Here is a 23,708-nt window from a genome sequence, read left to right as displayed (position 1 = left end):
CCCGCCATGACCGACCTCCACCGCGAAGCCCGGCTGGAAGAGGCGATCTGCACCCATCTCGCCGCCCATGGCTGGCTGTATGAGCCCAGCGCCGCCGCCCGCCACGACCGCGCCCGCGGCCTCTTCCCCGAAGACCTTCTCGCCTGGGTGCAGCAGACCCAGCCCGAGGCCTGGGAGGCGCTCACCAAGGCGCACGGCCCGGCGGCGGCGACGGCGCTCGCCGACCGGCTGCGCGCCGCGCTCGACCGGCAGGGCACGCTCGATGTGCTGCGCCACGGCCTCGACATGGTGGGGCTGCGCCGGCCCATTCAGCTTGCCCAGTTCCGCCCGGCGCTGGCGATGAACGAGGCGCTCGCCGCCCGCTACGCCGGGAACCGCCTGCGCGTGGTGCGCCAGCTCCGCTACTCGCCGCATCACGGGAACAGCCTCGACCTGGTGCTGTTCCTCAACGGCATCCCCGTCGCCACCGCCGAGCTCAAGTCGGACTACACGCAACGGGTCGAGGATGCGGTGGACCAGTACCGGCACGACCGCCTGCCGAGGCTGCCGGGGCGGAACACGCCGGAGCCGATCCTCGCCTTCCCCGGCGGAGCGCTGGTGCATTTCGCCGTCTCCAACAGCGAGGTGCGGATGTGCACGCGCCTCGAAGGGCCGGAGAGCCGCTTCCTGCCCTTCAACCGCGGCCATGACGGGGGCGGCGGCAACCCGCCCAACCCGCACGGCGCCCCCACCGCCTATCTGTGGGAGGAGGTGTGGGAGCGCCATTCCTGGCTCGACATCCTCGGCCGCTACCTGGTGCCGGTGAAGGACGAGAAGAAGCGCCTCCAGGGCTGGATCTTCCCGCGCTTCCACCAGCTCGACGCCACGCGGAAGCTGCTGGCGGCGGTGCTGCGGGAGGGTCCCGGCGGGCGCTACCTGATCCAGCACTCGGCAGGGTCGGGCAAGACCAACTCCATCGCCTGGACGGCGCATTTCCTGGCCGACCTGCACGATGCGGCGAACCGCAAGCTGTTCGACACGGTGCTGGTGGTCTCCGACCGCACGGTGCTGGATCGGCAGTTGCGCGAGGCGGTGGAGGGCTTCGAGCGCACGCAGGGGGTGGTCGCCACCATCACCGGGGAGGGGGCGAGCAAGAGCCGCGAACTGGCCGAGGCGCTGGCGGCGGGCAAGAAGATCGTCGTCTGCACCATCCAGACCTTCCCCTTCGCGCTGCAGGAGGTGCGGCGGCTTGCGGCGACCCAGGGCAAGCGCTTCGCGGTGATCGCCGACGAGGCGCATTCCTCCCAGGCCGGCCAGGCCGCGGCGAACCTGAAGGCGACGCTGACGGCCGAGGAGATCGCAGCCCTCGAGGATGGCGGCGAGGTCGATATGGAGGACCTGCTCGCGGCCGAGATGAAGGCCCGTGCGGCGCAGGAGGTGGGCATCAGCTACGTCGCCTTCACCGCCACGCCGAAGGCGAAGACGCTGGAGCTGTTCGGCCGCCGGCCCGACCCCTCGCGCCCCGCGGGCAAGGACAACCTGCCCGCGCCCTTCCACATCTATTCCATGCGCCAGGCGATCGAGGAGGGCTTCATCCTCGACGTGCTGCGCAACTACACCTCCTGGCGCATGGCCTTCCGCCTGACGCATGAGGGGCGCGAGCTGGACGAGCGGGAGGTGGATGCCAGCGAGGCGAAGAAGGGCATCCTCGGCTGGGTGCGGCTGCATCCGCACAACATCGCCGCGCGCGTGCGGATCGTGGTCGAGCATTTCCGGCAGAACGTGGCGCATCTGCTCGGCGGCCGGGCGAAGGCGATGGTGGTGACGGCGAGCCGCAAGGAGGCGGTGCGCTGGAAGACGGCGATGGAGGCCTACATCCGGCAGCGCCGCTACCCGCTCGGCGTGCTGGTCGCCTTCTCCGGCGAAGTCAGCGACCCGGAGACGGGCCCCGAGCCCTTCACCGAGGCGACCATGAACCCCGCCCTGCGCGGGCGCGACATCCGCGAGGCCTTCGCCACGCCCGAGTTCAGCCTGCTGCTGGTGGCGAACAAGTTCCAGACCGGCTTCGATCAACCGCTGCTCTGCGCCATGTATGTGGACAAGCGCCTTTCCGGCATCCAGGCGGTGCAGACGCTCTCGCGCCTCAACCGCGCCTATCCGGGGAAGGACGCCACCTATGTGGTGGACTTCGTGAACGAGCCCGAGGAGATCCTGGCGGCCTTCAAGCAGTATCACACCACCGCCGAGCTCGCCGATGTCAGCGACCCCAATGTGGTGCTGGATCTGCGCAGCAAGCTGGACGCGATGGGCCTCTACGACCGCTTCGAGGTCGAGCGCGTGGCCAAGGTGGCGGTGAACCCGAAGGCGACGCAGGGGGATCTGGACGCCGCCATCGGTCCGGTGAGCAACCGGCTGCTGACGCGCTTCCGGCAGGCGCAGCAGGCCTGGCGGGCCGGGGCGGACGGGACGAAGGCGCGCGAGGCGGCAAAGGCCGAGATGGATGTGCTGCTGCTCTTCAAGCGCGACCTCGGCAGCTATGTCCGGCTGTACGAGTTCCTCGGGCAGATGTTCGACTACGGGAACACCGAGTTCGAGAAGCTCTACCTGTTCGGCAAGCTGCTGCTGCCGCTGCTGGACTACGGGCGGGAGCGGGATGGGGTGGACCTCTCGGCGCTGCGGCTGACGCACCACCGGATGCGCGACCTCGGCCAGCAGCGGCTGAACCTTGCCCGCGGCGAGCCCGCCGAGGGGCTGAAGCCGCCGACCGATGTCGGCTCCGGCCAGGTGCAGGACCGGCAGAAGCAGCGGCTTGGGGAGATCATCCGGGCGCTGAACGATCTCTTCGAGGGTGAGTTGACGGACGGCGACCGGGTCGCCTTCGCCGAGAGCATCCGGTCCAAGATGATGGAGAGCGCCACCCTGCGCGCCCAGGCGGCGGCGAACACGCGCGAGCAGTTCGGCAACTCGCCGAACCTGCGGGAGGAGCTGCTGAACGCGATCATCGCGACGATGGAGGCACACGGCAGCATGAGCCGTCAGGCGCTGAACTCGGAGGCGGTTCAGGCCGGGCTGCTGGCAGTGCTGCTCGGTCCGGGAGCGCTGTGGGAGGGGCTGCGGAAGGGGGAGGAGCCGGGGGCTGGTGCCGATCCGCGATAGATTCGGCGTCGGGCAACCTTTGGTGGGGCGTCGGGTTCACCAACTCGCGGTCGGGTGCTGCCTGTCAAGCCCTTGAAGAGGCGAGCGTTCGGGCTGGCGGCATAATCGGGGAAGTCGCCAGGTTCAGAGAAATCCGGCCTGCGAGAGAGGGTTTCGGGAGGCGTTCGAGGACCGCTCGGCGCCAGCCTATGCGCGAGAACCGCGGAAAACCTGCGCCTCACGGCGCGGCCCACCAGCAGGGAGACGATTCGCGGTGCATGGAAGTGGCGTCCCCGGCGGGATTCGAACCCACGGCCCCCAGATTAGGAATCTGGTGCTCTATCCGGCTGAGCTACGGGGACAGCCGCCGGGCTTCTAGCACGGCCGCGCCGCCGCCGCGAAGCCTGGCCGGCGCGGCGGCCAGGGCCGTCCTTCCGGCAGGCCCCGTCCGCGCGCGCACAGAACCTGCCCCGCCCGGCACCGTTCCCGGCCCGCGCGCCCGAGACGGAGACTCCGATGGCCAGCACCGTCAACGCCCATGCGCTGGAGAACCGGGCGGCGCAGCTCCTCAGCCGCCAGGTCGAGCGCCTGGAGAACTGCCCGGAGAGGGAGCGGCGCCTGCGCAAGCACAGCGGGAAATCGCGCCGCCGGATGGCCCGCCTCGACGAGATCCTGCGCGCCCGCGGCAGCGCGCCTTCCGCGCTCTGGGTCGCCGGCCTGTCCCTCATGGGCGACCTCGCGGCGATGACGCACGCGGTCTCGCAGGACGCGGTGAGGAAGAACGCCTTCGCCGACCATGCCTTCGCGCATTGCGAGATCGCCTCCTACCGCGCCCTGCTGGTCCTGGCGGAGGCGGCGGGCGACATGCCCGCGACGGCCGCGCTGCGCGAGAGCCCCGCCGAGGCGGAGCGCACGGCGCAGCGGCGCGCCGACCGTCCTGATCCGCCGACGCGAAGCGACCCGCGGCGCGCGACCCCAGGGCGGACGCCGCGCGTCTGAACCGCCCGCTTTCCCGGCGCCAGGCCCGGGCGCGGGGCGGCACCCGCCGCCGCGCCCGTCGCGGTCCGGCCTCCCCGGCCCGCGCCCGGCCGGCGGCATCGCCCGAAGAAGCGCTTGCGATCGCGGATTGATCCGGCACCCTGACGCCGCTCGCGTGTCATGGAGCCCATGCGGACCGCAACGCCCGCCCCGCCGGACCACGCCCGGCTCGAGACCCGCCCGGAGGGGGACCGCCTCGTGCTGGCCTTCGCCGGCCGGCTCGACACGGATGCCGCCGCCCGGCTCTGGCGCGCCGCGACCTGCGCCGCCGGCGGGCACGGCGCCGAGGTGGTGCTCGACCTCGCCGGCCTGACCGCGCTCGATACCGCGGGGGCGGCGCTGCTGCTGCGCGTGGCCGAGGCCGCGGCGCCGCGCCCGGCGCGGATCGAGGGGGCGAGCGCCGCCATCGCCGCCGTGCTCGCGCGCACCCGCGCCGCCCTCGGCGCGCCCGCCCCGCCCCCCCGTCCGCCGCCGCTCTCCCCGCTCGCCGCGCTCGGCGCGGCGGCGGTGGCGCGGGCGCGGCGCTGGATCGGCGGCGTCGGCTTCCTCGGCGAGGCCGCGGCGGCGGCGGCCCGCGCGCTCGCCCGCCCGCGCCTGGTGCGCGCGCGCGACGTGCTGCGCCACCTCGACGAGGCCGGCACCCGCGCCTTCCCGCTGACCCTGCTGCTCGGCACGCTGATCGGCGTGATCCTCGCCTTCCAGTCCTCGATCCCGATGCGCCGCTTCGGCGCGGAGGTGTTCATCCCCCAGCTCGTCGGCATCTCGCTCCTGCGCGAGCTCGGTCCGCTGCTCGCCGCCGTGATCCTCGCCGGCCGCACCGGCTCCGCCTTCGCCGCCGAGCTCGGCACGATGACGGTGAACGAGGAGGTGAGCGCGCTCCGCATCATGGGGATAGACCCGATGGCGATGCTGGTGCTGCCGCGCCTGATCGCCGCGACGCTGGTGATGCCGGTGCTGGCGCTGCTGCTCGACCTCGCGGGTCTCGTCGGCATGGGGGCGGTGATGGGCCTGCGCGGCTTCGCGCCCGCGGCGGTGCTGGCGCAGCTCGAGCAGGCGCTCGACCTCGGCGACCTGCTGGGCGGCCTGTTCAAGGCGGCGGTGTTCGGGCTGGTGGTGGGCGGCATTGGCTGCCGCGCCGGCCTCGCCGCCGGCCTCGGCCCACGCGCGGTGGGGGATGCGGCGACCGCGGCGGTGGTCGGCGGCATCGTCGCCACCATCGCGCTCGACGGCCTGTTCGCCGTGCTGTTCTTCCGGCTCGGGCTGTGAGCGGCGCGGCGGAGGCGGCGGCGGGCGCGGCGCCGGCGGGGCAGGCCGCCGGGGCCGAGACGATGGTCCGCGTGCGCGACCTCGCCATGCGCTTCGACGGGCGGACCATCTTCGAGCGCGTCTCGTTCGAGGTCCGTCGCGGCGAGATCTTCGTCATCCTCGGCGGCTCGGGCTGCGGCAAGTCCACCCTTCTCAAGCTGATGATCGGGCTCTACGAGCCTGCGGCCGGCTCGGTCGAGCTGCTCGGCCGCGACCTCGCCGCGGCCGCGGGCGAGGAGCGCCGCGCCCTGCTGCGCCGGATCGGCGTGATGTGGCAGTCCGGCGCCCTGTTCGGCTCCATGACCCTGGCGGAGAACGTGGAACTGCCGATCGAGGAGCACACCGACCTGCCGCGCGAGGCGCGCGCCCTGCTCGCGCGCGTCAAGCTCGGCCTGGTCGGGCTGTCGGAGGCGGCGGAGCGGCTGCCGGCCGAGCTCTCGGGCGGCATGGTCAAGCGCGCCGGCATCGCCCGCGCCATGGCGCTCGACCCGCCGCTCCTGTTCCTCGACGAGCCCTCTGCCGGGCTCGACCCGATCACCTCGGCCGGGCTCGACCGGCTGATCCGCGATCTCGCGCGCGACCTCGGCACCACCTTCGTCGTGGTCACGCACGAGCTGCAGTCCATCCTCGCCATCGGCGACCGCTGCGTCATGCTCGACAAGGAGGCGAAGGGGGTGATCGCGGAGGGCGACCCGCGCCGGCTGCGCGAGGAGAGCACGCACCCGACGGTGCGCGCCTTCTTCCGGCGGGAGGCGGTCTGAGATGCCGCACTCCGCCGCGCGCGGCCTCTACGTCCGGGTGGGGGCGCTGATCCTGGTCGGGCTCGGCCTCGCCGTGGGGTTCGTGCTGTTCCTCGCCTCCGGCGACCTCGGCCGCGCCGGGACGACCTACGAGACCTACATCGGGGAATCGGTGCAGGGCCTCGATGTCGGCTCGCCGGTGCGCTACCGCGGCGTCGCCGTCGGCCGCGTCACCGAGATCGGCCTGACCGCCGCCGAGTACCGCCGCGGCGACGGCCTGCCCTTCGCCGACGTCTATCAGCTCGTGCTGGTGCGCTTCGCGCTCGACACGGCGCGGATCGGCGGCATGCCGCGGATGGAGGATGCGATCCGGCTCGGCCTGCGCGTCCGCATCGCCTCGGAGGGCATCACCGGGGTGCGGTACCTGGAGGTGGACTACGTCGCCGACCCCGAGCGCTTCCCGGCCTACGACGTGCCCTGGCAGCCGCGCGACGCCTACATCCCCGCCATGCCCTCGACGGTGGCGCAGGTGACGAGCGCGGCCGAGGCGCTGGTCGCGCGGCTGCAGCGCCTCGACATCGAGGGGCTGATCGCCAACCTCGCGGCGCTGACCGCCGAGCTGCGCGGACAGCTCTCCGGCGCCGATCTCGGCCGTGCGCTGGCCGAGGCCGCGGCGGCGCTGGCGGCGGCGCGCGAGGCGGTGCAGGCGGCGGACCTGCCCGGCACCCTGGCGGCGGCGCGCGAGGCGATCCGCGAAGCCGACCTACCCGGGACGCTGCGCGCCGTGCGCGAGGCCGCGCGCGGCGTCAACGAGGCGGCGGCGGCGGCCGAGGCGCTGGCCGCCGGCCGCGACGTCCGCGCCGCGGTCGCCAACACCGCGCGGGCCACCGAGGAGATGCGCGCCGCCCTCGCCCGCCTCCCCCAGGCGATCGCCGCGCTCGAGGCCACGGTCCGCGCCGCGCGCGTCGCCACCGCCGACACCCAGGCCGAGCTCGCGCCGATCCTGCGCGACCTGCGCGCGGCGGCGCAGAACCTGCGCGACACCACGGAACTGCTGCGCCGCTCGCCCTCCCAGGCGCTGTTCGGCGCGCCGCCGCCCGCGCCCAATCCGCCGGACCGCCGCTGATGCCGCCTTCCTTCCCGCCCGTGCCGTGCCGTGCCGCGCGCCGTCCGCTTCTCTCGCGCCGGCGCCTCGCCGCCGCGGCGGCCGCGGCGCTCGCGGGCGGGTGCAGCGTGCTGCCCGAGCGGCCCTACGTGGAGACGCGGCGCTTCACCCTGTCGCCGCGGCGGCCCGGCGGCGCCGCGGCGCCGGGCGGCGCCGGGCGCAAGGTGCTGCTGCTGCGGCTCGTCCGCGCCGCGCCGGGGCTCGAGCAGCGCGGCCTGCGCACGCTGCGCCCCGACGGCAGCGTGCAGGTGGACTTCTACAACGAATGGGCGGCGCCGCCGGCCGAGCTGGCGGAGGAGGCGATCCGCCGCTGGCTCTCCGAATCCGGCCTGTTCGCCGCGGTCACCAGCCCCGGCTCGCGGGCCGAGGCCGATCTGGTCCTGGAGATCGAGCTGACCGCGCTGCAGGCGGAGATCCGCGCCGACGGGCGGGGCGTCGCGCGCGCCGCGCTGGCCGGCGTGCTGCTCGACCGGGGGGGGCGGGTGCTGGCGCAGCTCACGCCGCGCGGCGAGGCGGCCTTGCCGCGGGACGCGGCCCCCGACGGCGGGACGGGGGGCGGCAGCCCCCCGCCCGAGCGCGTCGCCGCGGCGGCCGAGGCGGCTCTCGGCGAGGCGCTGGCCGCGCTGGAGAGGGGACTCGCCCGCTTCGCGTCCTGAGCCGGGCCGAGGGGGCCGCCGCGCGCGCCTGCCGCGGCAACGGCCTTTCCGGTCTCGGCGTGATCGCGCATTATCGGCGCCGGACCGGCGAGAAGCGGACCGCCGCGCGCCGGAAAAGCCGCGGCCCGCCGCCGGCCGGCCGGAGGCGCCCCCGGGCGGGGGCGGGCGAAGGCGGGGGTCGGCGCGGACCCGCCCCGCCACCGCACAGACGCGCAGGGAAAGGACCGCGACTGGCCATGCCGAACCGTTTCCTCCTCGCCTTCCAGGGGCGGCGACGCCGCAGCGGCGCTCGCCTCGCCGCCTGCGTCGCGGCGGCGCTCGGCCTTGCCGCCCTCGCCGGACCCGCGGCGGCGCAGTCCAACGACCCGTCGTTCAACCTGGTCAACCGCAGCGGCCAGACGATCAACGAGATCTACGTCTCGCCGGCCAGCCAGGACACCTGGGGCCGCGACTGGCTCGGGCGGAACGTGCTGCCGGACGGCCAGGCCTTCCCCGTCCGCATCCCCCCCGGGCAGGAGTGCGTGAACGACATCCGCGTCGTCTATGCCAACGGCAACGCCGAGGAGCGGCGGCGCGTCAACACCTGCAGCCTGACCGAGGTGGTGTTCGGCAGCCAGGCCCAGGCGGCGCCTCCCGCCGCGGCGCAGACCCAGAACCCGTCCTTCAACCTGGTCAACAACAGCGGGCGGACGATCATGGAGATCTACGCCTCGCCGTCGAGCGACAACAACTGGGGGCCGGACCGCCTCGGCCAGAACGTGCTGCCGCCGGGGCAGAGCTTCGCGGTGCGGCTGCCGCTGGGCGAGTGCCTCTACGACATCCGCGTCGTGTACGACGACAACTCGGCGCAGGAGCGGCGGCGGGTCAACACCTGCAGCCTGACCAACGTCACCTTCCCCTGAGGCGCGGCGCCGCGCGGGGCCGCGGGGTCCGGGCGCGGCAGCCGTCCTGGTCACGGCGCCGCGGCGGCCGCATACTCCGGCCGCCGCCGCGGCGCCCCGCGTCCGGCGCGCCCCGGGAGGAGACACGATGCCCGATCGCCGCCGCCTGCTTCTCGGCCTCGCCGCCGCCGCCACGACGCGCGCCCGCCCGGCGCGGGCGCAGGCGCAGCCGTGGCGGCCGGAGCGGCCGATGACGATGATCGTCGCCTATCCCGCCGGCGGCGGCACGGACGTCGCCGCGCGCACCCTCGCCCGCTTCCTCGAGCGCGACCTCGGCCAGCCGATCGCCGTCATCAACCGCCCCGGCGCCGGCGGCGAGATCGGCTTCACCGAGCTCGCCCGCGCGCGGGCGGACGGCCTCACGCTCGGCTTCATCAACACGCCCACCATCGTCACCATCCCGATCGAGCGGCCGCAGGCGCGCTTCCGGCTCGAGGACTTCGCCCCGGTCGCCAACGTGGTGGACGACCCGGGAAGCTTCTTCGTCACCGCCGACAGCCCGATCCGCAGCCTCGCCGACCTCGTCGCCTACGCCCGCGCCAACCCGGAGCGCGTCAGCGTCGGCACCAGCGGCATCGGCTCCGACGACCACCTGGCGATGCTCGCCTTCCAGCGCCTGACCGGCGTGCGCCTGACCCACGTCCCCTTCGCCGGCAGCGCGCCGGTGAAGAACGCGGTGCTCTCGCGCAGCATCACCGTCGCGGCGATGAACATCGCCGAGGGGCTCGCCGACATGCGCCAGGGCCAGCTCCGCTCGCTCGGCCAGATGGGCGAGCGGCGCTGGTCCGAGGCCCCCGAGGTGCCGACCTTCCGCGAACAGGGCTTCGACCTGATCGAGGGCTCGATGCGCGGACTCGCCGCGCCGGCGGGCGTGCCGCGCGAGGCGCTGGAGCGCCTCGCCGCCGCCGCGCGGGCGGCGCTGCAGGACCCGGAATTCCTGCGCCTCGCCCGCGCGCAGGCGCTGCCGCTGCGCTACCTCGGCCCGGACGACTACCGCAAGGAGCTGATGGCGCTGCGCGAGCACTACCAGCGGCTCTGGAACCAGCACCCCTGGCGGGAGTGAGGACGGGGGAGCGCGGCGATGACCGACCTGCCCCCGCTCGCCGACCCGACCCTGCCGCCCGGCGTCCGCGCGCGCTTCGTCGAGGGCGTCAACGGGCTGCGCCTGCACGTGCTGGAGGCCGGCTTCGATCCCCCGGGCCGGCCCCTTCTCCTGCTGCTGCACGGCTTCCCGGAGCTGGCCTATTCCTGGCGCAAGGTGATGCCGGCGCTCGCCGCCGCGGGCTACCACGTCGTCGCCCCGGACCAGCGCGGCTACGGCCGCACGACGGGCTGGAGCGCCGACTACGACGCCGACCTCGCGCCCTTCCGCATGCTCAACCTGGTGCGCGACGCGATGGGGCTGGTGTTCGCGCTCGGCCATCGCGAGGTCGCCGCGGTGGTGGGACACGACTTCGGCGCCTCGGTCGCCGCCTGGTGCGCCCTGGTGCGCCCCGACGTCTTCCGCGCCGTCGCGCTGATGAGCGCGCCCTTCGCCGGCCCGCCCGCGATCCCCTTCGGGGAGGCGCGCGGCGCGCCGCCCGGCCCGGACATCCACGCCGCGCTCGCCGCGCTGCCGCGCCCGCGCAAGCACTACCAGTGGTACTACGCGACGCGCGAGGCCAACGAGGACATGTGGCGCTGCCCGCAGGGCGTGCACGCCTTCCTGCGCGCCTACTTCCACCACAAGAGCGCCGACTGGCCGGGCAACCGCCCCTTCCGCCTCGCCGGCTGGACCGCGGAGGCGCTGGCGCAGATGCCGACCTACTACATCATGGACCTGCACGAGGGCATGGCGGCGACGGTGGCACGCGAGATGCCCTCGGCGGAGCAGATCGCCGCCTGCCGCTGGCTGCCGGAGGCGGAGCTCGCGGTCTATGCCGGCGAATACGCCCGCACCGGCTTCCAGGGCGGGCTCAACTGGTACCGCTGCCGCACCACCGGCCGCTACGCCGGCGAGCTGGAGGTGTTCTCCGGCCGCACGATCGACGTTCCCTCGCTCTTCGTCGCGGGCCGCAGCGACTGGGGCATCCACCAGGTCCCGGGCGCGATCGAGCGCATGCAGGAGAGCGCCTGCACGCGCATGCTCGGCTGCCACCTCGTCGAGGGCGCCGGGCACTGGGTGCAGCAGGAGCGGCCGGAGGAGGTGACGGCGCTGCTGCTGCGCTTCCTGCGCGACGCGGCGGCGCGGGGCTGAGCGCCGCCGCCGCCGCGCCTCAGATCCGGTCCATCACCTCGGCGCGGAACCGGCGCATGTCGGCCATGGACTTCTCCGCCTCGCGCCCCTCGAAGTCGAAGTCTATCGCGGTCACGCCGAGCGCGCGCAGCGCCTTGATGTCGGCGATGACGTTGGCGATGCCGTTGGTGAACAGCCGGCGGTGGCCGTCGCTCGCCGGCGGCGCCTCGTGGCCGTGGCGCTTGACGCGATAGGCCACGCCGATCCGCTCCGGATCGCGCCCCGCCGCCTCGGCGAGCCGGCGCAGCTTCGCGATCCCCGCCTCCAGCCGCGGCAGCGTGTCGAGCAGGTGCGCCTTGTTGCTGCCGATCGGATACCAGGCGTCGCCCACCCGGGCGGCGCGGCGCATCGAGGGGCCGCTCTCGCCGCCGACCCAGATCGGCGGGTGCGGCTTCTGCAGCGGCTTCGGCTCCATCACCAGCCCGTCGTAGCGGACGTATTTCCCGGCGATCCTCGGCTTGTCCTCGGTCCACAGCCGGCGCATCGCGTCCACGTACTCGTCGGTCACCGCGCCGCGCTCGGCGAAGGGCGTCGTCGCCACCGCGTCGAGCTCGGCCTGCAGCCAGCCCGCGCCGATGCCGACCGTGAGCCGCCCGCCGGAGAGCACGTCGAGCGTGGAGAGCATCTTCGCCGCCAGCACCGCCGGCCGGTGCGGCACCACCAGCACCGCGAGCACGAGGCGGATGCGCCCGGTCCTGGCGGCGATCCAGGCGGCGGCGGTGAGCTGCTCGAGGCGGCGTCCGGGCTCCGGCTCGTAGAAGGCGCCGGAATCCGAGTAGGGGTAGCCCGGCACGCCGGTGTCGGGCAGGGCGATATGGTCGGTGAGGGTCAGGTAGTCGAAGCCCAGCTCCTCGCCGAGCCGGGCGACGCGGGCCATGGTCTCCGGCTCCGCCATCGGCCCGCTGTTGGGCAGGTTGAACCCGATCTGCATGCGTTTGCTCCTCCCCTGCCGCGGGCGGCGACGGCGGCCCGCATCGGGGGCGAGGCCGGGCGCCGCCCCCGCGGGCGACGGCGCGCCGTCAGCTCTCCGGCCGGATGCCGAGGCGGCGGATCAGCGGCCCCCAGCGTCCGATCTCGGCCGCGACCAGCATGCGCAGCGCGAGCGGATCGCTGCCCACGACCTCGAACCCGGCCGCCTCCAGGGCACGGCGGGTCTGCGGCGCGGCGAGCGCCGCCCCGGCCTCCGCCGCGAGGCGCGCCACCCGCTCGGGCGGCGTGCCCGGCGGGGCGAACAGGCCGATCCAGCCGTAGGCGCCCTCGACCGGCTCGCCCGCCTCGCGCAGCGTCGGCAGGTCGGGCACCGCGGCGAAGCGGGTGTCGGAGCTGACGGCGAGGCCGCGCACGGTCCCCTCCCGCACCTGGCCGAGCACCGCGCCGGAGGCGGCGAACATCGCCTGGATGCGCCCGGCGACCAGCTCCGTCACCGCCTGCGGCACCGAGCGGTAGGGCACGTGCGTCATCTCCAGCCCGTGCCGCGCCGCCAGCTCCGCCATCAGCAGGTGGCCGAGCGTGCCGGCGCCGACCGAGCCGTAGTTCAGCGCCCCCGGATGCGCCTTCGCGTGCGCCACCAGCTCGGCGACGCTGCGCGCCGGCACCGAGGGATGCACGACGAGGACGAAGGGCAGGCGCGTCAGCAGCGAGACCGGCGCGAGGTCGGTCGCCGGGTCGTAGGGCAGCGCCGGGTTGAGGATCCTCGCCGTGCTGGCGGGGCCGCCGATCGAGACGCCGATGGTGTGCCCGTCGGTCGCCTTGGCGATCGCGTCGGTGCCGATCGTGCCGCCGCCGCCGGCGCGGTTGTCCGGCACGAAGGGCTGGCCGAACACCTGCTGGAAGTGCTGCGCCACGGCGCGCGCCGCGATGTCGGGCGTCGAGCCGCCCGGGAAGGGCACGATCACCCGGACCGGGCGCTGCGGCCACGCCGCCGCCTCCGCACCGCCCTGCGCCCGCGCGCCGGACGCCAGGGCGGCGAGGCTCGCGGCGGCGAGGCCGCACAGGACTTGGCGCCGGCTCGGCGCCGGACGGGGCGAGGCCATCGGCGAATCCTCCCGCAGGACGCAGCGCCGACCGATGCAGCACAGGCGGGGCGGATCGTCCAGCCTCAGCTCCAGGGGTTGCGCCGGCCGCCGCGCGCGGCGCCGCCCCAGGGCCCGGGGCCGGCCCGGCCGGCCGCGGCGCGCGCCGCCTCCATCTCGCGCGCGATCGCCTCGAGCGCGCGGACGCGGTCCTCGGTGCTCGGGTGGGTCGAGAACAGGTGGTCCATCCGCGCGCCCGAGAGCGGGTTGACGATGAACAGGTGCGCGCTCGCCGGATGCGCCTCCGCCGTGTGGTTCACGAGGCCCTGCTTGTAGTGCTCGAGCTTGAGCAGGGCGCTCGCCAGCGCCCGCGGCATGCCGCTGATCTCGGCGCCGCCGCGGTCGGCCTCGTACTCGCGCGAGCGGCTGATCGCGAACTGCACGATCATCGCCGCGATCGGCCCCACCACCAGCAGCAGGAGGAGGCCGATCGGCCCGAACGGGTTCTGCCGGCCGTTCTCGTCCCGGCCGCCGAACAGGAAGCCGAACTGCGCCAGCATGCCGATCGCGCCGGCGATGGTCGCCGTGACGGTCATGATCAGCGTGTCGCGGTTCCTGATGTGCGCGAGCTCGTGCGCGATCACGCCCGCCACCTCGTCCTCGTCCAGCAGGTCGAGCAGGCCGGTGGTCACGGCGACCGCCGCGTGCTGCGGATCGCGCCCGGTGGCGAAGGCGTTGGGCTGGTCCTCGTGGATCACGTAGAGCGCCGGCACCGGCAGCCCGGCGTTGGCCGCGAGCTGCGCGACGATCTGGTACAGCCGCGGCGCGTCCCCGGGGCCGATCGGCTGGGCGTTGTGCATGGCCAGCACGACCCGGTCGCTGTTCCACCACGCCCAGAGGTTGGTGGCGCAGGCGAGCAGGAAGGCGATCACCATCCCCTGGCGCCCGCCGGCGGCGTAGCCGACGCCGACGAAGAGCGCGGTGAGCCCCGCCAGCAGAACCGCCGTGCGCAGATATCCCCGCATGATCGCCGAGCTCCGGTCCTCGCGCCGCACCGGCCCCGCCGGGCCGCGGACCGCCGTGGGGCGGGTGCCGCAGCCCGGGGGGCACCCCAGATGATAGGCATGAACACGCGCGAACAAGGGGGGCGGGTTCCCGCCGCCCCCGACGCCCCTCGTCCCGCCGGCGCGGCGTCGGTGCCGACCGCGCCGGACCCCGCGGCGCCGCCGGCGCCCATGCCGCCGGGCCGGCCGACCCCGCCCCCCACGCCGGACCTTCCGGAGATGCCCGTGGAGGACCCGCCCGGGCCGGAGGCACCCCTGCCCGGCGACCCGCAGCTCCCCCCGGCGGGCGACCCGCCGCCGCAGCCGCCCCGGGCGAGGGAGATCGGCGGCCCGAGCGGCCCCGAGCCCACCCGCTACGGCGACTGGGAGCGCAAGGGGCGGGTCAGCGACTTCTGACCCGCGGGCGCCGGCCGCGGACGGCCGCGCTCCGCCAGGGCGCGGAGCGGCTCCGCGGACACGGGACGGGAGCCGCCCCCGGGCGCGAACGCGCTTGTGTGCCGCGGCGCCGGCGATCCCCCAGGGCTGGGGGGTGGAGAACGGGTCACGGCCATCGCGCCGGGGTCAGCGATTCGTTCGCGCGACTCGTGGCAGGGGCCTGAATTGCCATGATCTTTCCGCGGGCGCGTTCGGCGGATTGTCCCCTTCCGTTCCGCAAGCCCGGCCGCATCGGCCGGCGGCGGGGCGGCCCGGTGCCGCCCCGGCTCAGCCCGGGCGCCGCCCGAGCACCAGGCCGAGCCCGGCCAGCGCGGCGGCGAACAGCGCCAGCGTCGCCCCGGCGCCGAGCTCCCGCAGCCCGGCGCCGAACAGGACCGGCCCGAGCGACTGGCCGACGAAGAACCCGCAGGCGTGCAGCGCCATCGCCGAGGCCCGCGCCGCCGGGGCCACCTCCGTCACCCGCGTCTGGATGGAGCCGTGGACCATGTAGAAGCCGACGCCGAGCGCCAGCGCCGCCGCCGCGAAGCCCCACCAGGCCGGCGCCGCGGCCAGGCCGAGCAGCGCCGCCGCCCCCAGCGCGCCGCCGGCCCGCACCATCCGGGCCTGGCCGCAGCGGGCGAGCAGCGGCCGCGCCAGCGCGGCATAGACGAAGCCGCCGGCCCCGAAGGCGCCGATCGCGAGGCCGGCTTCCGCCACCCCGCCGATCCCGCGCGCGGCGAGGAGGGCGGCGAAGAAGGGAAAGCTGCCGAACACCACCGCCCCCTCGAGGGCCACGGCGGCATACAGTTCGAGCGCGGCGCGGTTCGCGAGGATGGTCCGGTAGCGGCCGAGCGCCTGGGCGAGGCTGAACCGCCCGGCCGCCGTCTCCGGCACCCCGGGCAGCGGCGCGCTGCGCACCACCCAGGCGGCGAGGAGGGCGACCGCCGCGCACAGCGCCATCACGCCGCGCCAGCCGAGATGCGCCTCCAGCACCCCCGCGACCGCCCCGCCCGCCACCTGGCCGCTGATGGCGAAGAGCAGCAGCCGGCTCAGCGCCACCTGGCGCTCCTCGAGGCGCACCGTGTCGCCGATCAGCGCCATGGCGAGCGGCATGGTCGCGCCCGAGCCCGCCCCGGCCAGCATGCGCGCGGCGAACAGCGCGCCGAACCCCGGCGCCAGGGCGGAGGCCGCGAGCGCCAGCGCCATCACCACCAGCCCCGCCGCCATCACCCGCCGCTTGCCGAGGCTGTCGGCGAGCGGCCCGAGCACGGGCTGCACGCCCGCGAGCGGCAGCGCGTAGGCGCTGGCGAGCAGGGCCGCGGTCGCCACCGGCACGCCGAGATCGCCCGCGATCACGCCGACCAGCGGATCGGTCACGCGGGTCGCGAGCGCGCCGGCGAAGGCGCCGCTGCCGACCACCAGGATGAGACGCCGCGTCGCCGCCGCCATCGCCGGCGGATGCTGCCGGCAGGCGGGCCGGCCGACAAGCCGTGGCGAGGCCCCCTGGCCCGGCGCCGGCGCCGCGCCATCTCCTCGGGTGGCGCCCAGGGAGGAGCCCATGAAGGCCGTCGGCTACACCCATTGCCATCCGGTCGCGCACGAGGAGGCGCTGCTCGACCTCACCCTGCCCGACCCGCCCGCGCCGAAGGGGCGCGACCTGCTGGTCGAGGTGCGCGCGGTCAGCGTCAATCCGGTGGACACCAGGCTCCGCCGCAGCGCCGACCCGGCCGGCGAGCCGCGCGTGCTCGGCTTCGACGCCGCCGGCATCGTGCGCGCCAAGGGGCCGGAGGCGGTCCTGTTCCCGCTCGGGGCGGAAGTATTCTACGCCGGCTCCGTCAACCGGCCCGGCACCAACGCCGAGTTCCACCTGGTGGACGAGCGGATCGTCGGCCACAAGCCGCGGACGCTCTCCTTCGCCGAGGCGGCGGCGCTGCCGCTGACCGCGATCACGGCGTGGGAGGCGCTGTTCGACCGGCTGCGCATCCCGCGCGGCAAGCCGGCCGAGGGCGGGGCGGTGCTGATCACCGGCGGCGCCGGCGGCGTCGGCTCGATCGCGATCCAGCTCGCGCGGCGGCTGACCGGGCTCAAGGTGATCGCCACCGCCTCGCGGCCCGAGAGCCGCGCCTGGTGCGAGAGCATGGGGGCGCATGTCGTGCTCGACCATTCGCAGGACCTGGCGCGGCAGGCGAAGGCGCTCGGCGTGCCGATCCCCTACGTGTTCGCGGTGACGCACACGCCGCGCCACTGGAACGCGCTGTGCGAGCTGCTGGCGCCGCAGGGCGGCATCTGCGTGATAGACGACCTCGACGGCGCGGAGGTGTCGCGCCTCAAGCCGAAGGCGGCGTTCCTGGCCTGGGAGTCGATGTTCGCCCGCCCCGTCCATCAGACCCCGGACATGATCCAGCAGCACCGGCTGCTCGACGAGGTGGCGCACCTCGTGGACACCGGCGTCCTCCGCACCACCGTGACCGAGCGCCTGGGCCGCATCGACGCCGAGCACCTGATCCGTGCGCACGCGATGGTCGAGAGCGGGCGGATGATCGGCAAGGTCGTGCTGGAGGGGTTCTGAGGCGCGCGGCGGGCCGCGTGCAACCGGGGGCGGGGCGGGCGGTTAGGAGGTCGCCATGATGTATCTCCTCGCCATCCTGGTCCCGCCGCTGGCGATCCTGTTCGCGGGCCGGCCGTTCCAGGCGGTGTTCAACTTCCTCCTCTGGGTGCTGGGGCTGGTGCTGCTGGTGATGCCCTTCGTGCCGGGGCTGCTGACCTGGGCGATTGCGGTCGGCTGGGCGGTGCTGGTGGTGCGAAACCGGCGCATGGAGGAGCGCGACCGCCGCCTGGTGGAGGATGCGGTCGTCCGCCAGCGGATGCGGCGGGCCTCGCTCTAGGCGGCGGACGGCTGGCGGGCGGGGCAGGCCCGCGGCTCGTCGCGCCGGCCGGCGCCGCGGGCCGCTACGCCACGGGGTCGGACGCGGCGCTGCCAGGCAGCGCCCGCAGCAGGCGTGCGGGAACCGCCGCGATCGCCTCGAGGCCGGCATTGGCGAAGGCAAGGCGCAGGTGCCGTTCCTGCCCCGGCCCGAAGAACGGGCCGGGCAGGGCGAGCAGCCCGCCCTCCACGGCCAGGCGTTCCGCGGCCTCGAGCGCGTCCGGCGCGCCCTCCGGCAGGCGCAGGTAGGCGAAATAGGCGCCGAGCGCGTCGGGCCGCCAGCCCGGCAGCGCGGCGACGGCGCGGCGGAAGGCGGCGGCGCGCTCCGCCATCAGCGCGCGGTTTCCGGCGCGCCAGCCGCGCAGCCCCTCGACCGCCCAGGCGAGCGCCGCCTGCGCCGCGCGCGGGGCGCAGATCTGCATGGTGTCGAGCGCCTTCATCAGCGCCCCGCGGAACGCCGGCCCGGCGAGGATCGCGCCGACCCGGTGCCCGGGCACGCAATAGGCCTTGGAGAAGGAGTAGAGCTGCACCACGCCGCCCTCCTCGCGCCAGCCGGCCTCGGCGAACAGGCCGTGCGGCGGGCCTGCCGGCTCGGGCAGGAAGTCGCGGTAGGTCTCGTCCAGCACCAGCCAGGCGCGATGGTCGCGGCACAGCGCGGCGAAGCGCGCGATCACCTCGGGCGGGTAGGCGGCGCCGGTCGGGTTGTTGGGCGTGACCAGCACGACCGCGCGGACGCGCGGGGCCTCGCGCAGCAGCGCGGCGGCGCGGCCGGGATCGGGCAGGAAGCCGTCCTCGGCGCGGCAGGGCAGCGGGATCGCCGCGATGCCGAGCAGGGACAGCGCCATGCGGTGGTTGAAGTACCAGGGAGTGGGCAGCAGCACCGCCTCGCCCTCGCCGGCCAGCACCGCCATCGCCATGGTGAAGGCAAGGTTGCCGCCGGCGGTGATGGCGACGTCGGCGGCGGTGACCGGCGCGGCATAGGTGCGCGCGATGTCGGCGGCGAGGGCCTCGCGCAGCGCGGGCTCGCCGTCGATCGGGCCGTAGCCGGCCGAGGCGCGGTCGCCCGCCGCCGCGGCCAGCCGCAGGAGCAGGTCGGGATGCGGCGGGTAGCCGGGCACCGCCTGGGTGAGGTCGAGCAGCGGCCCGGCCGCGCCGGCATAGCGCGCCGCCCAGGCGCGCGCGGCGGGGATCGGCGGGGCATCGGTGGCGCGGATGCGGGGCGAAAGCGGCAGGTCCATCCGGGCCCGTATCGCACCGATGCGGCGCGGCGCCTACTGTGCCGGGGCCGGGGGCGCGAACCGCGCGCGGACCGGCGCGCGCCCGCCTGTCCCGCGGCCCGCCCCTACGGCGCCTCGCCCGCCGGCCGCCCCGTCACGAAGCGCCAGTGGTGCCAGAGCAGCCGCGCCGCCAGCGAGCGCCAGGGCCGCCAGGCCTCGGCCATCGCCCGCAGCGCCTCCGGAGCCGGCCGCGCCGCCAGCCCCTTCAGATGCGCCGCCCCCGCGGCGAGGGCGAGGTCGCCGGCGGGGAACACGTCCGGCCGCTGCAGGCCGAACAGCAGGTGGATCTCCGCGGTCCAGCGGCCGAGGCCCGGCACGGCGGAGAGCGCGGCGATCGCCGCCTCGTCCTCCATCCGCGCCACCGCGGCGAGGTCGAGACGGCCGCTCGCGCAGGCCTCGGCCAGCGCGCGCGCATGGGCGACCTTGGGGCGGGAGAGGCCGGCGCCGCGCAGCGCCGCGTCCGGCAGGGCGAGCAGCCCCGCCGGGTCCAGCGCGCCGGGCAGGGCGCGCAGCCGGGACCAGATCGCGGCCGCCGCCCGGTTCGAGATCATCTGCCCGCAGATCGCGCGCAGCAGCCCGGGAAAGCCCGGATCGCGCGTGCGCCAGGGCAGCGGGCCGGCGGCCGGCTCGATGCGGGCGAGATCGGGATCGGCCGCGGCCAGCGCGGCCAGGCCGGTGCGCACCCAGGGGGGAGAAGAAGGCGGCGGCGGGGATGCGAAGTCGGGGGGGCACATCCCCGCCGCCTTAGCGCATCGGCGCCGGCCGGGGGGAGAGGCCGTTCAGTCGCGCCGATCGCTCCTGCAGCCCCTATCTGGTGTGCCGCCGCCCCGGATGGAAGCCCCCGGCGCCGGCCGGAATGCCGGGCCGGAATGCCGGGATTGCAACGCTCCGCAACGGCCACGCCGCCCCGCAACAGTCCGCAACACGCGCCGGTGCACGGCGGGCGGCGCGCGCTATGTAACAGGCGCGATGGACCGAGAGACGCCGCCTCCGCCGCCCCAGGCGCCGCCGCACATCCTGGTGGTGGACGACGACCGCGAGATCCGCGACCTCCTCTCGAAATTCCTCGAGCGCCAGGGCATGCGCGTCTCCGCCGCCCGCGACGCGCGCGAGGCCCGGCGCCTCTGGCCGCTCGGCCGCTACCACCTGGTGGTGCTGGACCTGATGCTGCCGGGCGAGTCCGGGCTCGATTTCGCCCGCTGGCTGCGCGCCCAGTCCGAGGTGCCGATCGTGATGCTGACGGCGATGGGGGAGGAGACGGACCGCATCGTCGGCCTCGAGCTCGGCGCCGACGACTACGTGCCGAAGCCCTTCAACCCGCGCGAGCTGCTCGCGCGCATTCGCGCCGTGCTGCGCCGCACCGGCGGCGAGCCCGGCGCGCGCAAGGAGCCGCCGCCGCGGGCGATCCGCTTCGCCGGCTGGACGCTGGAGCCGGCGCGCCGCCGCCTGCTCGACCCCGAGGGGACGGAGGTGCCGCTCACCGGCGGCGAGTACGAGCTGCTGGTGATCCTGCTCGAGCGCCCGAACCGCGTGCTGACGCGCGACATGCTGATGGACCTGCTGCACAACCGCCAGGCCGGGCCGTTCGACCGCGCGATCGACGTCGCCGTGTCGCGGCTGCGCCGCAAGCTCGAGGACGACGGGCGCAACCCGCAGCTCATCAAGACCGTGCGCGGCGGCGGCTACGTCCTCGCCGCCGAGGTCGAGCGGCTGCGCTGAGATGGCGCGGGAGGCCCCCGCGGAACGACGGGAGACGCGGCGGCCGGGCCGCTGGCTGCCGCGCAGCCTCGGGGCGCGCACCGCGCTGGTGCTGATCCTGGCGCTGGCGGTGGTGCAGGCGGCGGGCCTCACCATCCACGCGCTGGACCGCGTGGACCTGCAGCGCATCGTGCAGGCGCGCGAGGTCTCGGCGCGCGCCTTCGGCGCCTGGCGCACGGCCCTGCTCGCGCCCGCCGACCGCCGCGCGGCGCTGCTCGCCGACCTCGATCTGCCGCCCGGGCTCGGCGCGGAGCTGTCGGAGCGCCCGCTGGTGCGCGCGCCGATGGCGCCGCCGCCGCCGGAGGTGGTCCGGATGTTCCGGCTGGATCTCCTCGCCCTCGGGCCGCCGCGGATGCGCCCGCGCGAGATCCGCGTGGCCGGGAACGGGCCGGACGGCTTCCTCGCCTCGCTCCGCCTGCCGGACGGGGAGTGGCTGAACCTGCGCGTCGCGCTGCCGCCGCCCCGGCCCTGGCACTCGGAGAGCTTCCTCCTCGCCTTCCTCGCCATGACCCTCGCCGCGGCGGGGCTGATCGTCTGGGCGGTGGCGCGCCTGACGCGCCCGGTGCGGGTGCTGGCCGAGGCGGCCGAGCGGCTGGGCCGCGACGTGAACGCCCCCCCGCTCGACGAGCGCGGCCCGAGCGAGATCGCGACCGCCGCCCGCGCGTTCAACACCATGGCCGAGCGGATCCGCCGCTTCGTCGCCGACCGCACGCAGATGCTCGCCGCGATCGGCCACGACCTGCGCACGCCGATCACCCGGCTCCGGCTGCGCGCGGAGTTCCTCGAGGACGAGGAGCAGCGGCGCAAGATGCTCGCCGACCTCGACGAGATGGAGGCGATGATCGCGGCGACCCTCGCCTTCGCGCGCGACGACGCGGCGGCCGAGCCGGCGGCGCCGGTGGACCTCGCCGCGCTCTGCCGCACGGTGCTCGACGAGGCGGCGGACGCGCAGCCGGAGGCCGCCGAGCGCATCGCCTACGAGGGACCGGAGCGGCTGACGGTGCGCGCCCGCCCGGTGGCGCTGAAGCGCGCCCTCGCCAACCTGGTGCGCAACGCGCTCGCCTACGGCGGGTCGGCGCGCATCGCGCTCTCGCCGCCGGAGGGCGGCACGGTGCGGCTCGCGGTCGAGGACGACGGCCCCGGCATCCCCGAGGACGAGCTGGAGGCCGTATTCGCGCCCTTCCGCCGGCTGGAGACGAGCCGCAACCGCGAGACCGGCGGCGCCGGTCTCGGCCTGCCGATCGCGCGCAACATCCTGCGCGCGCACGGCGGCGACGTGGTGCTGAGGAACCGAGGCGGCGGGGGGCTGAGCGCGCTGGTGACGCTGCCGGCGTGAGCGGCGCGGGGCCGGCCGGGGGAGCGGGGCGATCTGCGGGAATGACTTGTTCCGGCCCCGCAGTTAGACTTGCCCGATACGCGAAGGGAACGCGCCCCCATGCTCGGCTGGATCGTCCTCGGCCTGGTCGTGCTGCTGCTGCTCTGGCTGATCGTCGCGTACAACCGGCTGGTCGCGCTGCGCCAGGCGACCGCGCAGGCGTGGTCGGACGTGGACGTGCAGCTCAAGCAGCGCCACGACCTGATCCCCAACCTGGTCGAGACGGTGAAGGGCTACGCGGCGCATGAGCGCGGCACGCTGGACGCGGTGATCCAGGCGCGCAACGCGGCGGCGGCGGCGCGGGGGCCGGAGGCGCAGGGGGCGGCGGAGGGCCAGCTCGCCGGCGCGCTCGGCCGGCTGTTCGCGCTGGCGGAGGCCTATCCGGACCTCAAGGCCAACACCAGCTTCCTCCAGCTCCAGAGCGAGCTCGCCGACCTCGAGAACAAGATCGCCGCGGCGCGCCGCTTCTACAACAACGCGGTCGCGGAATACAACGCGATGACCGAATCGATCCCCGCGGTGTTCTTCGCCGGCGCCCTGGGCTTCCGGCAGCGTGGCTTCTTCGAGGTGCCGGAGGCGGAGCGCACGGCGGTGCAGACGGTGCCCCAGGTGAGGTTCTGACCGCGGCGGAGCGGGGGCGGGCGCGGTGGTCGGGGCGGTCGGGCTCCGCACCTACATCTGGAACAACCTCTGGAAGTCGGCGCTGCTGCTCGCCGGCTTCCCGGCGCTGCTCGCGGTCCTCGGCTTCGGCCTGGCGCTGCTGCTCGCCTCGGCCCAGGCGCGGGGGTTCGGGGACGGGGTGCGGGAGGCGCTGCGCAGCCTGCCCTGGATCCTCGGCCTCTCGCTCCTCGCCGCCGCCGCCTGGTTCGGCATCGCCTGGCGCTTCTCCGACCGGCTGATGGACTGGGCGAGCGGGGCCCATCCGGTGACGCGGAAGCAGGAGCCGCGGCTGTGGAACGCGCTCGAGACCCTCTGCATCGCGCGCGGCCTGCCGATGCCGCGGCTCGCGGTGATCGAGTCCGGCGCGCGCAACGCCTTCGCCGCCGGGCTGCGGCCGGGGGCGGCCTCGGTCACGGTGACCCGGGGGCTGATGGACGCGCTCGACGACCGCGAACTCACGGCGGTGCTGGCGCACGAGCTGACGCACATCCGCAACGGCGATGCGCGGCTCGGGCTGATCGCGGCGGTCTTCGCCGGCATCATCGGCCTGGTCGCCGACATGGTGCTGCGCGGGACGGGGCGGGTGCGCTACCGCTCCTCCCCGGGCCGGCGCGAGGGCGGCGGCAACGCCGCGCTGGCGCTGGCCGGGCTGGCGCTGATCGCGCTCGCCTGGGGGCTCGCCGTGGTGCTGCGCATGGCGCTGTCGCGCAACCGCGAATTCCTGGCCGACGCCGGGGCGGTCGCGCTGACGCAGGACCCGGACGCGATGATCGGCGCGCTGCGCAAGGTGGAAGGCCATTCCGCCATGCCCGAGGTGCCGCGCCAGGTGCGCGCGCTGTTCCTCGACGACGAGGAGGGGGCGCTGGGGGGCGCGCTGATGGCGACGCATCCGCCGATCGCGCAGCGCATCGCCGCGCTGGTGCGCTTCGCGGGCGGCCGCGACCCGGGGCCGCTGGCGCCGCCGGAACCGCCGGCGGCGGAGCCGCCGTGG

General features: G+C 75.7%; 22 protein-coding genes and 1 tRNA gene. 16 read left to right on the top strand and 7 right to left on the bottom strand.

Translation table 11 applies throughout. The features are described 5' to 3' along the window. The first annotated feature begins 6 nt into the window (after positions 1 to 6). On the top strand, positions 7 to 3,135 hold the full coding sequence (locus K1J50_RS10820; protein ID WP_220117732.1) for a type I restriction endonuclease subunit R: 3,129 nt from the start codon (positions 7 to 9) through the stop codon (positions 3,133 to 3,135). Between the two features lie 264 nt (positions 3,136 to 3,399). Here K1J50_RS10820 and K1J50_RS10815 read toward each other — a convergent pair. Beyond that, positions 3,400 to 3,476: transfer RNA gene (locus K1J50_RS10815), tRNA-Arg, on the bottom strand. Between the two features lie 154 nt (positions 3,477 to 3,630). On the opposite strand from K1J50_RS10815, the gene K1J50_RS10810 reads away from it, so the two are divergent. The 8 genes from K1J50_RS10810 to K1J50_RS10775 all read left to right on the top strand — a co-directional run bounded on the left by K1J50_RS10810 (position 3,631) and on the right by K1J50_RS10775 (position 11,195). After that, positions 3,631 to 4,113: a DUF892 family protein gene (locus K1J50_RS10810; protein ID WP_220117731.1), complete on the top strand. Its 483-nt coding sequence runs from the start codon at positions 3,631 to 3,633 to the stop codon at positions 4,111 to 4,113. Between the two features lie 168 nt (positions 4,114 to 4,281). Next, positions 4,282 to 5,418: an ABC transporter permease gene (locus K1J50_RS10805; RefSeq protein ID WP_220117730.1), complete on the top strand. Its 1,137-nt coding sequence runs from the start codon at positions 4,282 to 4,284 to the stop codon at positions 5,416 to 5,418. A gap of 62 nt (positions 5,419 to 5,480) precedes the next feature. After that, on the top strand, positions 5,481 to 6,218 hold the full coding sequence (locus tag K1J50_RS10800) for an ABC transporter ATP-binding protein (protein ID WP_220117752.1): 738 nt from the start codon (positions 5,481 to 5,483) through the stop codon (positions 6,216 to 6,218). A 1-nt stretch (position 6,219) separates the two neighbouring features. Next, positions 6,220 to 7,323: an MlaD family protein gene (locus K1J50_RS10795; RefSeq protein WP_220117729.1), complete on the top strand. Its 1,104-nt coding sequence runs from the start codon at positions 6,220 to 6,222 to the stop codon at positions 7,321 to 7,323. Then, positions 7,323 to 8,018 carry an ABC-type transport auxiliary lipoprotein family protein gene (locus K1J50_RS10790; RefSeq protein WP_220117728.1) on the top strand — a complete coding sequence of 232 codons (696 nt, stop codon included), beginning with the start codon at positions 7,323 to 7,325 and terminating at the stop codon, positions 8,016 to 8,018. Before K1J50_RS10795 ends, K1J50_RS10790 begins: the two co-directional genes overlap by 1 nt. A gap of 236 nt (positions 8,019 to 8,254) precedes the next feature. Continuing rightward, the gene (locus tag K1J50_RS10785) at positions 8,255 to 8,920 is read left to right on the top strand and encodes a hypothetical protein (RefSeq protein WP_220117727.1); all 666 of its coding nucleotides are present in this window, start codon (positions 8,255 to 8,257) and stop codon (positions 8,918 to 8,920) included. A 127-nt stretch (positions 8,921 to 9,047) separates the two neighbouring features. Further along, complete coding sequence (locus K1J50_RS10780) at positions 9,048 to 10,022, top strand: tripartite tricarboxylate transporter substrate binding protein (RefSeq protein ID WP_220117726.1); 975 nt, start codon at positions 9,048 to 9,050, stop codon at positions 10,020 to 10,022. Positions 10,023 to 10,040: 18 nt separating this feature from the next. Continuing rightward, positions 10,041 to 11,195, top strand: coding sequence for an alpha/beta hydrolase (locus K1J50_RS10775; RefSeq protein WP_220117725.1), 1,155 nt, complete (start codon positions 10,041 to 10,043; stop codon positions 11,193 to 11,195). Between the two features lie 19 nt (positions 11,196 to 11,214). Here the strand turns inward: K1J50_RS10775 and K1J50_RS10770 are convergent, their stop codons facing one another. The 3 genes from K1J50_RS10770 to htpX all read right to left on the bottom strand — a co-directional run bounded on the left by K1J50_RS10770 (position 11,215) and on the right by htpX (position 14,271). Further along, positions 11,215 to 12,165 (bottom strand): TIGR03619 family F420-dependent LLM class oxidoreductase, encoded by a 951-nt coding sequence (locus K1J50_RS10770; protein ID WP_220117724.1) that lies wholly within the window; start codon positions 12,163 to 12,165, stop codon positions 11,215 to 11,217. Positions 12,166 to 12,253: 88 nt separating this feature from the next. After that, entirely contained in the window at positions 12,254 to 13,267 is a 1,014-nt protein-coding gene (locus K1J50_RS10765; RefSeq protein WP_220117723.1) for a Bug family tripartite tricarboxylate transporter substrate binding protein, read from the bottom strand. Positions 13,268 to 13,332: 65 nt separating this feature from the next. Further along, positions 13,333 to 14,271: a zinc metalloprotease HtpX gene (htpX, locus tag K1J50_RS10760; RefSeq protein ID WP_220117722.1), complete on the bottom strand. Its 939-nt coding sequence runs from the start codon at positions 14,269 to 14,271 to the stop codon at positions 13,333 to 13,335. A gap of 258 nt (positions 14,272 to 14,529) precedes the next feature. Here htpX and K1J50_RS19130 point away from each other — a divergent pair, with 258 nt between their 5' ends. Next, complete coding sequence (locus K1J50_RS19130) at positions 14,530 to 14,706, top strand: DUF1674 domain-containing protein (RefSeq protein WP_255575186.1); 177 nt, start codon at positions 14,530 to 14,532, stop codon at positions 14,704 to 14,706. Positions 14,707 to 15,012: 306 nt separating this feature from the next. Here K1J50_RS19130 and K1J50_RS10750 read toward each other — a convergent pair whose 3' ends face one another. After that, positions 15,013 to 16,173, bottom strand: coding sequence for an MFS transporter (locus tag K1J50_RS10750; RefSeq protein ID WP_220117721.1), 1,161 nt, complete (start codon positions 16,171 to 16,173; stop codon positions 15,013 to 15,015). A 109-nt stretch (positions 16,174 to 16,282) separates the two neighbouring features. Between K1J50_RS10750 and K1J50_RS10745 the strand changes: the two genes are divergently transcribed. Both K1J50_RS10745 and K1J50_RS10740 read left to right on the top strand, forming a co-directional pair. Further along, the gene (locus K1J50_RS10745) at positions 16,283 to 17,293 is read left to right on the top strand and encodes a zinc-binding alcohol dehydrogenase family protein (protein ID WP_220117720.1); all 1,011 of its coding nucleotides are present in this window, start codon (positions 16,283 to 16,285) and stop codon (positions 17,291 to 17,293) included. Between the two features lie 55 nt (positions 17,294 to 17,348). Then, positions 17,349 to 17,609, top strand: coding sequence for a hypothetical protein (locus K1J50_RS10740; protein ID WP_220117719.1), 261 nt, complete (start codon positions 17,349 to 17,351; stop codon positions 17,607 to 17,609). Positions 17,610 to 17,673: 64 nt separating this feature from the next. On the opposite strand, the gene K1J50_RS10735 is transcribed toward K1J50_RS10740, so the two are convergent. Both K1J50_RS10735 and K1J50_RS10730 read right to left on the bottom strand, forming a co-directional pair. Continuing rightward, on the bottom strand, positions 17,674 to 18,885 hold the full coding sequence (locus K1J50_RS10735) for an aminotransferase (RefSeq protein WP_220117718.1): 1,212 nt from the start codon (positions 18,883 to 18,885) through the stop codon (positions 17,674 to 17,676). 104 nt (positions 18,886 to 18,989) lie between these two features. Continuing rightward, positions 18,990 to 19,658 (bottom strand): DNA-3-methyladenine glycosylase family protein, encoded by a 669-nt coding sequence (locus K1J50_RS10730; RefSeq protein WP_220117717.1) that lies wholly within the window; start codon positions 19,656 to 19,658, stop codon positions 18,990 to 18,992. Positions 19,659 to 19,893: 235 nt separating this feature from the next. On the opposite strand from K1J50_RS10730, the gene K1J50_RS10725 reads away from it, so the two are divergent. From K1J50_RS10725 to K1J50_RS10710, 4 genes are all read left to right on the top strand, one after another. Continuing rightward, complete coding sequence (locus K1J50_RS10725) at positions 19,894 to 20,643, top strand: response regulator (RefSeq protein ID WP_220117716.1); 750 nt, start codon at positions 19,894 to 19,896, stop codon at positions 20,641 to 20,643. A gap of 1 nt (position 20,644) precedes the next feature. Further along, on the top strand, positions 20,645 to 22,018 hold the full coding sequence (locus tag K1J50_RS10720) for an ATP-binding protein (protein WP_220117715.1): 1,374 nt from the start codon (positions 20,645 to 20,647) through the stop codon (positions 22,016 to 22,018). Between the two features lie 99 nt (positions 22,019 to 22,117). After that, positions 22,118 to 22,678: a LemA family protein gene (locus K1J50_RS10715; protein WP_220117714.1), complete on the top strand. Its 561-nt coding sequence runs from the start codon at positions 22,118 to 22,120 to the stop codon at positions 22,676 to 22,678. 25 nt (positions 22,679 to 22,703) lie between these two features. Further along, positions 22,704 to 23,708, top strand: a 1,005-nt coding sequence (locus tag K1J50_RS10710; RefSeq protein ID WP_220117713.1) for a M48 family metallopeptidase, incomplete at its 3' end; no start/stop codon positions are given.

The organism is Caldovatus aquaticus, from assembly GCF_019458025.1.
Classification (GTDB): Bacteria; Pseudomonadota; Alphaproteobacteria; order Acetobacterales; family Acetobacteraceae; genus Caldovatus; species Caldovatus aquaticus.
This window is presented reverse-complemented; position numbering and strand designations above follow the sequence as displayed.

What these genes read in the sequence shown, in the direction of transcription:
- K1J50_RS10785 (WP_220117727.1), top strand. Translation starts at nt 8,255, where the DNA reads ATGCCGAACCGTTTCCTCCTCGCCTTCCAGGGGCGGCGACGCCGCAGC.
- K1J50_RS10805 (WP_220117730.1), top strand. Translation starts at nt 4,282, where the DNA reads ATGCGGACCGCAACGCCCGCCCCGCCGGACCACGCCCGGCTCGAGACC.
- K1J50_RS10740 (WP_220117719.1), top strand. Translation starts at nt 17,349, where the DNA reads ATGATGTATCTCCTCGCCATCCTGGTCCCGCCGCTGGCGATCCTGTTC.
- K1J50_RS10810 (WP_220117731.1), top strand. Translation starts at nt 3,631, where the DNA reads ATGGCCAGCACCGTCAACGCCCATGCGCTGGAGAACCGGGCGGCGCAG.
- K1J50_RS10720 (WP_220117715.1), top strand. Translation starts at nt 20,645, where the DNA reads ATGGCGCGGGAGGCCCCCGCGGAACGACGGGAGACGCGGCGGCCGGGC.
- K1J50_RS19130 (WP_255575186.1), top strand. Translation starts at nt 14,530, where the DNA reads ATGCCCGTGGAGGACCCGCCCGGGCCGGAGGCACCCCTGCCCGGCGAC.
- K1J50_RS10770 (WP_220117724.1), bottom strand. Translation starts at nt 12,165, where the DNA reads ATGCAGATCGGGTTCAACCTGCCCAACAGCGGGCCGATGGCGGAGCCG.
- K1J50_RS10735 (WP_220117718.1), bottom strand. Translation starts at nt 18,885, where the DNA reads ATGGACCTGCCGCTTTCGCCCCGCATCCGCGCCACCGATGCCCCGCCG.
- K1J50_RS10725 (WP_220117716.1), top strand. Translation starts at nt 19,894, where the DNA reads ATGGACCGAGAGACGCCGCCTCCGCCGCCCCAGGCGCCGCCGCACATC.
- K1J50_RS10820 (WP_220117732.1), top strand. Translation starts at nt 7, where the DNA reads ATGACCGACCTCCACCGCGAAGCCCGGCTGGAAGAGGCGATCTGCACC.
- K1J50_RS10750 (WP_220117721.1), bottom strand. Translation starts at nt 16,173, where the DNA reads ATGGCGGCGGCGACGCGGCGTCTCATCCTGGTGGTCGGCAGCGGCGCC.
- htpX (WP_220117722.1), bottom strand. Translation starts at nt 14,271, where the DNA reads ATGCGGGGATATCTGCGCACGGCGGTTCTGCTGGCGGGGCTCACCGCG.
- K1J50_RS10780 (WP_220117726.1), top strand. Translation starts at nt 9,048, where the DNA reads ATGCCCGATCGCCGCCGCCTGCTTCTCGGCCTCGCCGCCGCCGCCACG.
- K1J50_RS10800 (WP_220117752.1), top strand. Translation starts at nt 5,481, where the DNA reads ATGGTCCGCGTGCGCGACCTCGCCATGCGCTTCGACGGGCGGACCATC.
- K1J50_RS10730 (WP_220117717.1), bottom strand. Translation starts at nt 19,658, where the DNA reads ATGTGCCCCCCCGACTTCGCATCCCCGCCGCCGCCTTCTTCTCCCCCC.
- K1J50_RS10715 (WP_220117714.1), top strand. Translation starts at nt 22,118, where the DNA reads ATGCTCGGCTGGATCGTCCTCGGCCTGGTCGTGCTGCTGCTGCTCTGG.
- K1J50_RS10745 (WP_220117720.1), top strand. Translation starts at nt 16,283, where the DNA reads ATGAAGGCCGTCGGCTACACCCATTGCCATCCGGTCGCGCACGAGGAG.
- K1J50_RS10790 (WP_220117728.1), top strand. Translation starts at nt 7,323, where the DNA reads ATGCCGCCTTCCTTCCCGCCCGTGCCGTGCCGTGCCGCGCGCCGTCCG.
- K1J50_RS10775 (WP_220117725.1), top strand. Translation starts at nt 10,041, where the DNA reads ATGACCGACCTGCCCCCGCTCGCCGACCCGACCCTGCCGCCCGGCGTC.
- K1J50_RS10795 (WP_220117729.1), top strand. Translation starts at nt 6,220, where the DNA reads ATGCCGCACTCCGCCGCGCGCGGCCTCTACGTCCGGGTGGGGGCGCTG.
- K1J50_RS10765 (WP_220117723.1), bottom strand. Translation starts at nt 13,267, where the DNA reads ATGGCCTCGCCCCGTCCGGCGCCGAGCCGGCGCCAAGTCCTGTGCGGC.